Below are 12,593 nucleotides of genomic sequence, written 5' to 3' on the forward strand. Positions count from 1 at the left end.
AAGGTCAACAGGCAAAACTAAAAAACTGCAAAATAAAGGCAAAAAAGCGACATTAAGCGGAAATCGGGGCGGAATTGATTATGGAGTAATCAATCTAAGATCAGAACGCCCCAGAGACGGAGAAAAAGCAACCAAACATTACATAAAGCGGGAGACTAGAAGCACCATCAACACATAAACACAACTTAATGAGCAAAGTGCTGTATATCGACTAATTGTATTTCTGAGGTAGGAATAGGATCGGAGAAAAAATGCTGCGCGACACGCGCAAAACGGGTAGGCCCATCAGTTACGAGGAATTGCACATCCCCTTTAAGCGCTTTCATATTTAATAGCTGGCCTGCCTCTAATCTGCTCGCCACCGCATTTGCTGTCGTCTCTGCAGAATCAACCAGACTTACTGCATCACCCATCACGTCTGCAATTACATTTTTCAATGCAGGGAAATGTGTACATCCAAGAACAAGCGTATCGATCAAAGAGTGGTCTTCACGCTTGAACGGCTCAAGGCAGGTCTCTACTATTTGCTTGACCAGATCACCTGTGTGCCAACCTTCTTCAGCCAGAGCAACAAACAATGAACAAGGATGAGCAACAACAGAAGCACTAGGGAGGCGTTTCAATATTGCATTTTGGTACGCTTGATTATTAACAGTACCTTCGGTAGCAATAACACCTATATGTTGACTCTGTGTAGCATCACAGCTAGCCTCCGCACCCGGCCCCACAACCCCGATAACAGGGATATCTGGATATAGATATTGAAGAGGTTCAATAGCCACCGCGGATGCAGTATTACAAGCAATAACTAGCATCTTTATTTTACGCTCAATTAAAGCCTTAGCTGCCTGCTCCGCATAACGCGTCACAGACGAGGCACTTTTTGTGCCATAAGGAACTCGAGCAGTATCACCTAAGTAGATAAGGTTCTCATTAGGTAAACGCTGACGAATAGCATTGAGAACCGTTAATCCGCCCACACCCGAATCAAAAACACCTATAGGTAAATGGGCATTATGCACTAAACTCATCGTTTAGCTTTTTTCTTCTTATTCATTTTTTTCAACTGCTTAACGTGATCCCTGAAGCGTTCCTTCTTCGCAAGCTGTCGCGAACTTAATGGGTTCACTTTACCCTCAAATGGGTTATCACTCGATTTAAACTCAAATCGAATAGGTGTACCTTTAATCCCTAACACTTTAATAAACTTATTTTCTAAATAACGCTTATAAGAACCAGGAAGTGATTTCGTCTGATTACCATGAATAACAATAATCGGAGGGTTTGAACCGCCCTGATGAGCATAACGTAGTTTAATACGTCGGTTATTAATGGCCGGTGGTTGATGATCCGCAACTATATCTTCTAAAAGGCGTGTCAACTTACTGGTCGACCACTTAGCCATTGCGCAATCATAAGCCTCTTCCACAGAGTCATACATATTGCCAACGCCACTACCATGAAGCGCTGAGATGAAGTGCATACGAGCAAATTCTGCGAACTCTAATTTACGCTCAATCTGTTCCTTAACTTCTTCTTTCTCATCAGCACTCATACCATCCCATTTATTCAACGCGATAACTAATGAGCGCCCAGTATCGATAACAAAACTAAGCATATGCATATCTTGCTCAGTGATACCATCTCGAGCATCAATCACCATAACAACCACATGGGCATCTTTAACCGCTTGCAGCGTTTTAACTATAGAGAATTTTTCTACCGCCTCACGAATATTCTTACGACGGCGTATACCTGCCGTATCAATTAGTGTGTAGTTTCGACCATCTCTCTCATAAGGTATATAAACACTGTCGCGTGTAGTCCCCGCTTTATCAAAAACGACTACACGCTCCTCTCCTAGCAAGCGATTCACTAAGGTTGATTTACCAACATTTGGCCGACCAACTACAGCAATTTTGATCCCTTTTTGTACTTGAGCCATCATCTCCAACGACTCTTCAGTCAACTCAGGAAGCTCTTCTAGTACATACTCAATCAAAGAGGTAACGCCACGACCATGCGCAGCTGCAATCGCTAACGGATGACCTAAACCTATAGAAAAGAAATCACCAATAACAACATCCGGATTCAAACCATCTGTTTTATTAACAACCAAATGACATGGTTTATCTATTTTTCGTAAATAGTTAGCAATAACTTCATCCGCAGGATTCAAACCGGCACGACCATCTACCAAGAACAAGACTATATCGGCCTCATCAATAGCTTGAAGAGATTGTTTAGCCATCTCATAATCGATACCTTGCTCATCACCTGTGATGCCACCTGTATCGATCACGATGTAATCTTGATCTTCGCCTAGCTGGCCCTCGCCATATTTTCGATCACGCGTCAGTCCTGGCAAATCAGCCACTAACGCATCTCTTGATTTAGTTAGACGATTAAACAATGTAGATTTGCCGACATTCGGTCGACCAACGAGAGCAATTACCGGAAGCATGAACCCTACTCCTGCACTATGCAGGTAAAAACAAAACGACGGCTAAATGCAAAGCAAGTAGCCGCCCGAATCGAACAATTTAAATTACTGTATGCTCAACGCAGCCAAGCGGCCACTGTTTGTCAGCACATACAAAACATCGTCTTTGACGATCATATCGCCATAAACACCAGAAGAATCTACTTTATGCCTTGCCACAAAATGCCCATCGGTCTGGGACATAAAATGCAGATAGCCTTCGAAATCAGCCACTACAACTTCATTACCTACAGTTGCCGGCGCAGTAATACCTCTATTAGCCAGTTCAGCTTGACGCCAAACACTCGCACTACTTGCACGATCGAAGGCCTGTACAGCATCATCAGCCTCACTGACGTAGATATTACCAAAACCTGCCGCCAATGAATGATAGCTCGATACATCTTGAGCCCAAACAACCTGAGCACGGAATGGATTGATCGCAACCAAACGCCCTTGATAACTAGATACGTAAAGCATACGGTCAACTAACAATGGACGCCCATCAATATCCACCATACGCTCTAATTCTGAGCGACCCTGCGGTAAAGCCACTCGGCTTTCCCAGATCGCTACACCTTTAGCATTATCGATAGCAACAAGCTTACCGCTAGCAAAACCAGCAAAAGTAACATCACTCGCAACAATAGGTGAACTTGTACCACGCAAGGTTAAACGAGGAATTTGACTATCATACAACCAGCGCTGCTCGCCTGTTGAAATATCAAACGCGATAACCTTGCCATTAATTAGCTGAAATACGGCTAACTCTTCATTGAACTGGGCTGCTGCACTCACTTCAGAGTTGACATTTGCACGCCACAATTCAGCACCATCATCACCAGAAAGGACAACAACTTCGCCCTCATCATTAGCAACAGCAACTCGACCAAAACCAGCGCCGACACCGCCAATCACTGTAGTCTCTAATTCAACTTCCCAAACCTTCTTACCCGTTTCCAGATCAAAGGCAAAAACAGAACCATCTTTGTCGGCAGCAAATATATGCTCTCCATCGATCACAGGCCTAACTTGATGATATTTTTCACCTAACCCGGAACCTACGGAAGCAGACCACAAAACAGATACTTTCTTTTCAGCATCAAAAGACACCAAAGGATTTGCTTCAACCTCTTCGCCATCATCGCCCCAAAAGCCACAACCAGCGATAAGAATAGATGCGATACTAACTGCAGCTAGACGACATAGACTTTTCATTTAACTCTCCTGTGCAGCGAGATCATTCAACTTCATCTCTAACAACGGACGGCTGTTTGCAGCGGAAGCACTCAATGCCGCTTCATACGCTGCTTTAGCTTTAGCTATATCGCCTTTAGAGAGATAAAGATCGCCTTTCAACTCATTCAAACTGACATCATAACCCGCCGTTGGAATGCTATCGATTATGCTAATTGCTTTGTCAGCATCGCCCTGATCAGCAATAACACGCGCCTTGCGCATACTAGCTAACACATACATTGATTCTGTTGGCTGATGAGCTAAAACCCAATCTAGCTCTTCGACCGCCTTATCTAACTGACTTTGCTCAACAGCAACACGAGCCATGATAAGAGCAGCATAATTAGCATATGCAGTGCTATCGTATTCTGACTTAAGCTGACCACTGAGATGATTAGCTGTTGCTAGCTTTGCTTCATCCTGCTGAGGCCCTATTGCACCGACAACAGAGTCTAAAAGATTCTGATATAGAATAGATGCGTTTTCAGCCTGAACAGCTTCTTGCTGCTGCCAACCTTTCCAGCCAAGAACGGCCGCTAACGCTACTGCAATCCCTAGAATCAAGGATTTTCCATTCTCATCCCACCACGACTTTAGCGCCTGGACTTGTTCTTCTTCGGTGCGTAGCTCTGCCACCTTAAACTCCTGTGCCTATGTTCAAATTCAATAAATTAAGATTATGCGCTATGGCATTTAATAATCGTTTCTAGCATTTGAGATTCAGTTAGATCAAACACTGGTTCTTCTTGGTGCCAGATTGTACCGCAAAGCTGCTGATTATCAGACTCTTTTACTAACAGAACAATAGGCGCACCTGATTGTTGTGCTTTCTGCTTAATATTTTTCAATCCACCACAATGGACCCGCACCCTTAAACTTGGGCACTGATCGCGTAAGCGATCAGCTAAAAGTACAACCTGAGACTGCAACCCTTTCTCTTCTGCTGCCACATAAAGATCAAACGGCAAGCGCACCTTTTCAGGTATAAGTTCCAATGTCTCAAGTAATAAAATTAGGCGTTCAACACCCATAGCAAAACCAACAGCAGGCGTTGGTCTACCACCCAACTGCTTCACTAGGCCATCATAACGACCGCCAGCACACACTGTACCTTGGGCACCTAATTTATCAGTCACCCACTCAAATACAGTTTTGCAATAATAATCCAGCCCACGCACTAAACGAGGATTAACCTCATACGCAATACCCGCCGCATCTAATATCGACGTTAATTCCTGAAAATGTTCTCGTGACTCAGCATCCAAATAATCACTTAATACGGGTGCATCATTCAAAAGCGCCTGCGTCTGAGGCGCCTTACTATCAAGAATACGTAGTGGATTAGAATCTAAGCGACGAAGGCTGTCTTCATCTAACTGATCTTTGTGCGCACTAAGAAATACAACCAATGCCTCTTTATATTCAGCACGCGCCTCATTACTCCCCAACGAATTCAATTGAAGAGTAACCGAGTCCAATAAACCTAGCTCTTTCCATAAGCGCGCACTTAACAAAATCACTTCGGCATCTATATCTGCATTAGGCATACCGAACGTTTCAACACCAATCTGATGAAACTGCCTATATCGACCTTTTTGAGGTCGCTCATAACGAAACATAGGACCTTGATACCAGAAACGCTGCATCTGATTAAATAGCAGACCATGCTCTTCCGCCGCACGTACACAACTGGCAGTTCCTTCTGGACGAAGCGTTAAACTCTCTCCGTTTCGATCCTCAAAGGTATACATCTCTTTTTCAACAATATCAGTCACTTCACCTATAGAGCGCTTAAACAAACTCGTTTGCTCAACAATAGGCATACGAACTTCACTATAAGCATAAGCGGAAAGTACATTTTTAACGGTGCTTTCAAGATACTGCCACACTGGCGACTGATCAGGCAGGATATCATTCATCCCACGAATGGCTTTAATTTTGGCCAAAACAACAACTCACACGACTATAATTTATTCAGAAACAGGAAGATTCACACGAACTACATTTTTATTACTATAGGGCGTTAGATCAAACGACTTACCATTGTAGGTGAAGTTACCTACCGCATCGGCTGCACCGATAAGAACGCTCAGAGGAGGCTTACCGGTCACATTAACACTCTGACCTTTACCCCTTAAGTTATTAAATAACTTTTTACCGTCGCCATCTTGTATAGATACCCAACACTCCGCAACAAAATCAGCAGAGACTGTAATTTCAGCATTGCTATCAGCGCTTTCAACACTCGCCTCAGTAGAGGCTTTATTTTCATCTATAGCTTGCTGCAGTTTCTCTTGCTCCTCTGCAGAAAGCTCTGGCTGAGTTTCCCCATCCTGCGCAGCACTAGGCTTATTATCTACGCTTTCATCTAAAGGTCTATCATCTAACATAGGTAACGCTAATGTAGCCGTACCATCTTCCAGCACAGTGACATCACCCGCCTGTGAAGAGGAATCCGTCATTTCTGTCGTTTCACTTTCTGTAGATGATGTTAAGTCTAACGAGCCACCATATTGGGTCTGCCACCACCAAAAAGAGACACCTAAGATAGCCAAGACAAAAACCCATGTGAAGAGTTTCATCAAAGGGTCGCCCATTTTAACCTGCTGACGAACACGACTAACAGGACGAATAGCCCCTTTACTCGAACCTTCCCCATGAATCGCGACAAACTCTGCAACTCGCGCATCTATATCTTCCATGCCAAGCATTTTGAGATAAGCACGAATATAACCTTTAGCAAACACCATGCTTGGTAAGCCTTTTAAACTCCCAGCTTCGATGCAGCGAAGATAATCGGCAGGCAAGTTCAAATCTGCAGCCGCTTGCTCTATAGAAACAGAACGAGATTCACGAGCAGATGTCAGGCGCGCACCCCACTCTTCTGCCAGTAATTCAGGTTGACACTCTTGTTCTTCACTGTTCAACGCGCAGACTCCTCATACTGACGATACTCTTCTGAATTCGGATAAAGGTTTTTAAGGATTAAAGCAAAAGTCGCCGCACGGGTTGCCTCTCTATTATGACGAGCCAAACGAATACCCACCCAAAGACTTTTTGCATAATGATCAACACGTCGATTCTCTACTAAAGTAAGAAATCGATCAAAGTAATTTTCAGCTTCTAAGTAATTACCTTCAAGCAGATACAGCTCTGATAGCTCAACTAAGGATACCGGCCGATTTGCTGTGACTTGAAGGGCACGCTTAAACGCATGAACAGAGGCTTCTTTGCGATCTAACAGACGATAACAACGGCCTAAATTCTCAAACGCTTGAGATCGTAAGTTATAGAAAGGATCTTCAGTCGCTCTTGCTAACTCTTCACAAGCTTCAGCGTAACGCTCATTCGAAAAGAGAAAAGCACCAAAATTATTATGAACCATTGCCGAATCTGGCGCGACAGCAATGGCTTTGCGGAAATATGTCTCGGCCAGCTCACTATCACCTTCTAACTGGAAGGTCAGAGCTAATCCATTATATGCTTCAGCGTAACCACCATTAAGCTCTATAGCACGCTGAAATGATTGTTTTGCAGTTGCCGTATCGCCATTTTGAAGGTACTGAAATCCCAATCGAGAATAAGCTTCATGAGCAACCGTATTATTACTCTCTGGTTGGGAACCTTTTGTCGTACAACCTACGACGACTAGCACCATAAATAGAGCGAGTACCAGTTTGATTCCTCTCACGCTTTTCTTCCCTCTTATTGTTATCGATGACGCTTACTCACGCCCTTCTTGCACTACAGGTATATATTTCTGGCTACGCCGCGTTCTATCTACAACTTGACCGACTAATTGACCACAAGCAGCATCAATTTCATCACCACGTGTGCGTCTTACCGTTGTAACAATGCCACCATGAACGATTATCTCTTTAAATGCCAGAATTCTTTCTTCTGTTGGGCGCTCATAGCCTGAATTTGGGAATGGGTTAAACGGTATAATATTTAACTTCGATGGCATACGGCGCAAAACTTTCAACAATTGCTTAGCATGCTCCGGTTTATCGTTCACACCATTAATCAATGTATATTCAACAGTGATAACCCTTTTATCACTAAGTTTACCTAAATAACGATTACATGCATCAACCAAATCATTAATAGGATAACGCTTATTAATAGGCACGAGAATATCACGTAAATCATCATTCGGCGCATGTATAGAAACAGCTAAAGAAACATCAGTCACTTCAGCCAGCTTATCTATTGCGGGAACAACGCCTGCGGTTGACAAAGTGACACGTCTTTTCGATAAGCAGTAAGCATTATCCTCCATCATCAACGTCATAGCATCAACTACGTTGTCAAAGTTCATTAGAGGTTCGCCCATACCCATCATAACCACGTTAGACACAACACGCTGAGACGTAGTGTTGTAATCGCCGTATGACCGAATAGCTATACGCAGCTGCCCAATAATTTCTGCAGCGGTGAGGTTACTATTAAACCCCTGCTTACCCGTCGAGCAGAAACTACAATCTAAGGAACAACCAACTTGAGATGATACACAAAGTGTTTTTCGCTCACCATCGGGTATTAATACTGCCTCGACACTAGAGCCACTTTCTGTACGGATGATCCATTTTTTAGTGCCATCTTTCGAAACTTTTTCTAACAACACTTCAGGCTCGCGAATTTCCGCTACTTCTTCAAGCTTGATGCGCAAAGCCTTGCTGATATTAGTCATCTCTTCAAAGCTAGACGCTCCAAGCTGATGAATCCATTTAATCACTTGAGTTGCACGGAATTTTTTCTCGCCTATTTCTTCAAAAAAAGCTTCCAGCTTTGCAGGTGACATGCCCAGTAAATTAACTTTTTTGGTGGATTCAGTCATAGATGACAGTGCTCATAATTGGGGTAGATCAATAGACCGCTCATATCCAAAGGCATAAGCGGCCTGGACGGTAATTACTTACCGAAGAAGTAAGCGATTTCGCGCTCAGCAGACGCTGGAGAATCAGAACCATGTACCGCATTTGCATCAATAGACTGTGCAAAATCACGACGAATAGTACCTTCAGCAGCTTCTTGAGGGTTAGTAGCACCCATAAGCTCACGATTTAATGCAATTGCATTTTCGCCTTCAAGAACCTGAACAACAACAGGACCTGAAGTCATAAATTCAACAAGATCACCAAAGAAAGGACGCTCTTTATGCTCTGCATAAAAACCTTCAGCTTCTTCTTTAGAAAGCTGTTTTAGTTGCATTTCAACAATTTTAAGACCGTTAGACTCGAAACGAGAAACGATTTTGCCAATAACATTCTTAGCAACTGCATCCGGCTTAATAATTGAAAACGTACGTTCAAGTGCCATGTTTAAAGCTCCAAAATAAAATAAAACAAAAAGAATTATCTGAAAACCCTTACAGTTCTGTTACACCGCATAGTTAACCGATATAAAACAATCGACAAACTGCAATAAGGCTTTCGGATGACCCCTACAAAAATCCAGCGCGCAATTATACGCTAGAGCGGCGCCAGAAAACAGCCATTAAAAAACAAGAAAACCCGGCATAACCGGGTTTTCACAATAAGTTGGAAATTAATCCATCTCTTCTATCCAGGCCATTTGTATCCCTTCTAGAATTTTCTCTCCACAACGATCAGGATCATCATCAAAATCTTCAAGATCCATTACCTTCTGATAAAGGTCAGGAAAGCCAATTGCCATAGGGTCTTGCTCAGGATATTTCTCTGATAATTCAATCGCGATATCTAATACATCTACCCACTTAAGACTCATATCAATCCCTTTAGTGACGTTCAGAAACCTGATTAATTGTATACTTAGGAATTTCGACCACTAAGTCTTCATCAGCTACAACCGCTTGGCAACTTAAACGAGACTCAGGCTCTAACCCCCAAGCTTTATCTAGCATGTCATCCTCAAGCTCATCAGATTCCTCTAAGGAATCAAACCCCTCACGCACAATCACGTGACAAGTTGTACAAGCACAAGACTTTTCACAAGCATGCTCAATCTCAATTCCATGAGCAAGCGCAGCATCACAGACCGTAACCCCTGGCTCAGCGTCAATCACCTTACCTTCAGGACATAATTCATCGTGTGGCAGAAAGATAATCTGCGGCATCACTCACTCTCCCCAAGTTCATCAATACTGTGTCCTTGCAACGCTTTTTGAATGCTATGATCCATACGACGCGAGGCATATTCATCCGAAGCTTTTGACAAGGCAGCAACACCTCGCTCAATAGCCACCAGATCACTACCATTACGTAGCTCAATTAACTTTTCAATTTCACTTTCTAGTAACTTGTATTCATCAGGACTTAATAATTGCTTGCCATCTGCTACTAACGCATCCTGAAGAGAAACAATTAACCGATCTGCATCCACCTGCTGTTCACGCAATGCACGCATATCTTTATCTTCAGCTGCATTCAAATAAGACGCTTTTAACATCTCAGCAATTTCAACATCGCCTAAACCATAAGAAGGCTTAACCTGAATACTACTTTCAACACCTGAGGTAAGCTCTTTAGCATGCACACCCAACAAACCATCGGCATCCACTTGATAAGTAACACGAATCTTAGCAGCACCTGCTGCCATCGGCGGTATACCCCGCAAAACAAACCGCGCTAAAGAACGACAATCCGATACCAACTCACGCTCACCCTGAACAACATGAATCGCCATAGCCGTCTGGCCATCTTGATACGTGGTAAACTCTTGAGCGCGCGCAACAGGAATAGATGTATTCCTATGTATAATCTTTTCCGTTAACCCCCCCATAGTCTCAATACCTAGAGAGAGAGGAATAACATCCAGCAACAACATACCGCTATCAGGCTTATTACCTGCCAGCACATCTGCTTGAATAGACGCACCAACCGCAACAACGCAGTCTGGATCTATTTTTATATGAGGTTCACGTGCAAAAAACTGCTTTACCTCTTCCCGCACCAATGGCACACGAGTTGAGCCGCCCACCATCACAACCTCAAGCACATCTTCAGCTTCAACCGATGCATCTTTCAACGCCCTACGGCAAGCACGGATAGTACGCTTAACCAGAGGCGAGACCAATTCATCAAACTTTGCTCTCGTCACGGTAATGGACTGCTTACGCCCTTTAATTTCAAGATCAATGGTCGCTTCGTCAGCGCCACTTAACACTTCTTTTGCTTGTTTTGATTTTTCCATCAAATAGCGAGATACCGAGTTACCATCAATATCTATATCTAACTGTTGCGCTATCCAGTCGGCCAAAGCCAAATCAAGATCATCTCCACCCAGTGCACTATCACCACCGGTCGACAACACTTCAAACACGCCCTTATTTAGACGAAGTATAGATATATCAAAGGTACCACCACCAAGGTCATAAACAGCAATAACCCCTTCCTTACCTTGATCTAAACCATAAGCAACAGCCGCAGCCGTAGGCTCATTTAACAAGCGAAGCACTTTAATATTCGCTAAGGTAGCCGCATCTTTAGTCGCTTGCCTCTGTGCATCATCAAAATAGGCAGGCACCGTAATAACAGCACCGGTCAGCTCGCCGCCTAATGCTTCTTCTGCACGCGCCACCAACGTTTTCAATATATCAGCAGAGACCTGAACAGGGCTTTTATTTCCAGCCGCTGTTTTAATGTAAGGCATACCACCATCATTAACATCAAACTGGTAAGGCGCTTCATCTCCAAGCGTCTTAAGATCACTAACCCCACGCCCCATTAATCGCTTAACGGAGATAATCGTGTTATCAGGATCAGAAGCAGCATAAGTACGAGCCTCAGCACCTACTAAATGATTCCCGCAGGGCATATACCTCACAACGGAAGGCAATAAATGCTGACCATCAATATCGGGGATAGTAACAGCTTCGCCACTTTTAACTGATGCGACAAGAGAATTGGTTGTCCCTAAATCGATACCCACTGCCAATTTATGCTGATGCGGAGCCTCGCTCTGCCCCGGTTCTGCTATCTGTAATAGCGCCATAGTATTGCGTTAACCATCCAGCCTGTCTTCAAGACGTTCTATCTCAACAACAAGCTTTTCTAAAAATTGCATTTTACGCACAGCTTCAGTAGCAGCAGTTAATGCTCCTTCCCGATAATCCTGTGCAAACTGTTCGCGCAAAGTCTTTAACATACCCTCAACTTCAGCTAGTAGATCTTCTAGCTCTGCATAAGGGTCATCCTGATCAGGAATCTCCTCAAGTCGCTCTCTCAACTCCATCTGCTGCATCAAAAACATCGGCGCAATAGGTGTAGAAGATTCACTTTCCGTATCGATTCCCTGCAACAACAAAAGATATTGCGCTCGCAACAGCGGTGATCGCAGCGTTGCCACGCCCTCATTAAGAAAGGACATATACTGCACAGACATACGCTGTTCACGATCAGATAGGTGAGCGTAACGATCAGGATGAAGTGTTTTTTGTAATTCGCGAGAACGATCAGCCAATTCTGACTGATCTATATCGAAAGATACCGGCAGACCGATAAACTCAAAGAAATTTTTACTGATATCCATCATTCTGCCGACAAGAGAGTTTAGACGTTGAAGCTTTCACCGCAACCACATTCGCTAGAAACATTAGGATTATTGAATTTAAAACCTTCATTTAATCCCTCCTTAACGAAATCTAATTCAGTGCCATCCAAGTACAACAAGCTTTTCGGATCAATAACAATTCGAACATCTTGCGGACCATCAAACACTTCATCTTCATCCTGAACTTCATCTACAAATTCAAGGACATAAGCCATACCAGAACAGCCAGAGGTACGCACACCTAAACGAATACCCGCACCGTGGCCACGCTTCTCAATATAACGCGCAACATGTTCTGCTGCTGCATCAGTCATGGTAATTGCCATAAACGCCTACT

At 43.5% G+C, this 12,593-nt stretch carries 14 protein-coding genes; all 14 read right to left on the reverse strand.

Annotation, left to right across the window (positions count from 1 at the left end; genetic code table 11):
• Window positions 1–185 precede the first annotated feature (185 nt).
• Entirely contained in the window at window positions 186–1,031 is an 846-nt protein-coding gene (murI, locus tag Q4492_RS13295; RefSeq protein WP_303418795.1) for a glutamate racemase, read from the reverse strand.
• On the reverse strand, window positions 1,028–2,464 hold the full coding sequence (der, locus tag Q4492_RS13300; protein WP_303418798.1) for a ribosome biogenesis GTPase Der: 1,437 nt from the start codon (window positions 2,462–2,464) through the stop codon (window positions 1,028–1,030). Before der ends, murI begins: the two co-directional genes overlap by 4 nt.
• Window positions 2,465–2,548: 84 nt before the next feature.
• Window positions 2,549–3,700 (reverse strand): outer membrane protein assembly factor BamB, encoded by a 1,152-nt coding sequence (bamB, locus tag Q4492_RS13305; RefSeq protein ID WP_303418801.1) that lies wholly within the window; start codon window positions 3,698–3,700, stop codon window positions 2,549–2,551.
• Window positions 3,701–4,357, reverse strand: a complete 657-nt coding sequence (locus Q4492_RS13310) for a tetratricopeptide repeat protein (protein WP_303418804.1) — start codon at window positions 4,355–4,357, stop codon at window positions 3,701–3,703. It abuts the gene before it with no gap.
• A gap of 41 nt (window positions 4,358–4,398) precedes the next feature.
• Window positions 4,399–5,640, reverse strand: coding sequence for a histidine--tRNA ligase (gene hisS, locus Q4492_RS13315; protein ID WP_303419025.1), 1,242 nt, complete (start codon window positions 5,638–5,640; stop codon window positions 4,399–4,401).
• Between the two features lie 51 nt (window positions 5,641–5,691).
• A complete protein-coding gene (locus tag Q4492_RS13320; RefSeq protein ID WP_303418806.1) occupies window positions 5,692–6,648 on the reverse strand; it encodes a RodZ domain-containing protein in 957 nt (318 codons plus the stop codon).
• Window positions 6,645–7,412: a type IV pilus biogenesis/stability protein PilW gene (gene pilW, locus Q4492_RS13325; protein ID WP_303418809.1), complete on the reverse strand. Its 768-nt coding sequence runs from the start codon at window positions 7,410–7,412 to the stop codon at window positions 6,645–6,647. Before pilW ends, Q4492_RS13320 begins: the two co-directional genes overlap by 4 nt.
• A 33-nt stretch (window positions 7,413–7,445) precedes the next feature.
• Window positions 7,446–8,561 (reverse strand): 23S rRNA (adenine(2503)-C(2))-methyltransferase RlmN, encoded by a 1,116-nt coding sequence (rlmN, locus tag Q4492_RS13330; RefSeq protein ID WP_303418812.1) that lies wholly within the window; start codon window positions 8,559–8,561, stop codon window positions 7,446–7,448.
• A gap of 74 nt (window positions 8,562–8,635) precedes the next feature.
• Window positions 8,636–9,043: a nucleoside-diphosphate kinase gene (gene ndk, locus Q4492_RS13335; protein WP_067869919.1), complete on the reverse strand. Its 408-nt coding sequence runs from the start codon at window positions 9,041–9,043 to the stop codon at window positions 8,636–8,638.
• Between the two features lie 228 nt (window positions 9,044–9,271).
• Window positions 9,272–9,472, reverse strand: a complete 201-nt coding sequence (gene iscX / locus Q4492_RS13340; protein ID WP_303418814.1) for a Fe-S cluster assembly protein IscX — start codon at window positions 9,470–9,472, stop codon at window positions 9,272–9,274.
• Between the two features lie 10 nt (window positions 9,473–9,482).
• Window positions 9,483–9,821, reverse strand: coding sequence for an ISC system 2Fe-2S type ferredoxin (gene fdx / locus Q4492_RS13345; protein WP_067869926.1), 339 nt, complete (start codon window positions 9,819–9,821; stop codon window positions 9,483–9,485).
• Window positions 9,821–11,698, reverse strand: coding sequence for a Fe-S protein assembly chaperone HscA (hscA, locus tag Q4492_RS13350; RefSeq protein ID WP_303418817.1), 1,878 nt, complete (start codon window positions 11,696–11,698; stop codon window positions 9,821–9,823). Before hscA ends, fdx begins: the two co-directional genes overlap by 1 nt.
• Window positions 11,699–11,707: 9 nt before the next feature.
• Window positions 11,708–12,235 carry a Fe-S protein assembly co-chaperone HscB gene (gene hscB / locus Q4492_RS13355; RefSeq protein ID WP_303418820.1) on the reverse strand — a complete coding sequence of 176 codons (528 nt, stop codon included), beginning with the start codon at window positions 12,233–12,235 and terminating at the stop codon, window positions 11,708–11,710.
• A gap of 20 nt (window positions 12,236–12,255) precedes the next feature.
• Window positions 12,256–12,582 (reverse strand): iron-sulfur cluster assembly protein IscA, encoded by a 327-nt coding sequence (iscA, locus tag Q4492_RS13360; RefSeq protein ID WP_303418823.1) that lies wholly within the window; start codon window positions 12,580–12,582, stop codon window positions 12,256–12,258.
• Between the last annotated feature and the right edge of the window lie 11 nt (window positions 12,583–12,593).

It is taken from the genome of Neptuniibacter sp. 1_MG-2023 (assembly GCF_030547185.1).
GTDB lineage: Bacteria > Pseudomonadota > Gammaproteobacteria > Pseudomonadales > Balneatricaceae > Neptuniibacter.

Bases quoted from the DNA above. Each gene is read 5' to 3' on its own strand.
- fdx (WP_067869926.1), bottom strand. From the start codon at position 9,821: ATGCCGCAGATTATCTTTCTGCCACACGATGAATTATGTCCTGAAGGT.
- der (WP_303418798.1), bottom strand. From the start codon at position 2,464: ATGCTTCCGGTAATTGCTCTCGTTGGTCGACCGAATGTCGGCAAATCT.
- hscA (WP_303418817.1), bottom strand. From the start codon at position 11,698: ATGGCGCTATTACAGATAGCAGAACCGGGGCAGAGCGAGGCTCCGCAT.
- hisS (WP_303419025.1), bottom strand. From the start codon at position 5,640: ATGAATGATATCCTGCCTGATCAGTCGCCAGTGTGGCAGTATCTTGAA.
- bamB (WP_303418801.1), bottom strand. From the start codon at position 3,700: ATGAAAAGTCTATGTCGTCTAGCTGCAGTTAGTATCGCATCTATTCTT.
- ndk (WP_067869919.1), bottom strand. From the start codon at position 9,043: ATGGCACTTGAACGTACGTTTTCAATTATTAAGCCGGATGCAGTTGCT.
- iscA (WP_303418823.1), bottom strand. From the start codon at position 12,582: ATGGCAATTACCATGACTGATGCAGCAGCAGAACATGTTGCGCGTTAT.
- hscB (WP_303418820.1), bottom strand. From the start codon at position 12,235: ATGGATATCAGTAAAAATTTCTTTGAGTTTATCGGTCTGCCGGTATCT.
- iscX (WP_303418814.1), bottom strand. From the start codon at position 9,472: ATGAGTCTTAAGTGGGTAGATGTATTAGATATCGCGATTGAATTATCA.
- rlmN (WP_303418812.1), bottom strand. From the start codon at position 8,561: ATGACTGAATCCACCAAAAAAGTTAATTTACTGGGCATGTCACCTGCA.
- murI (WP_303418795.1), bottom strand. From the start codon at position 1,031: ATGAGTTTAGTGCATAATGCCCATTTACCTATAGGTGTTTTTGATTCG.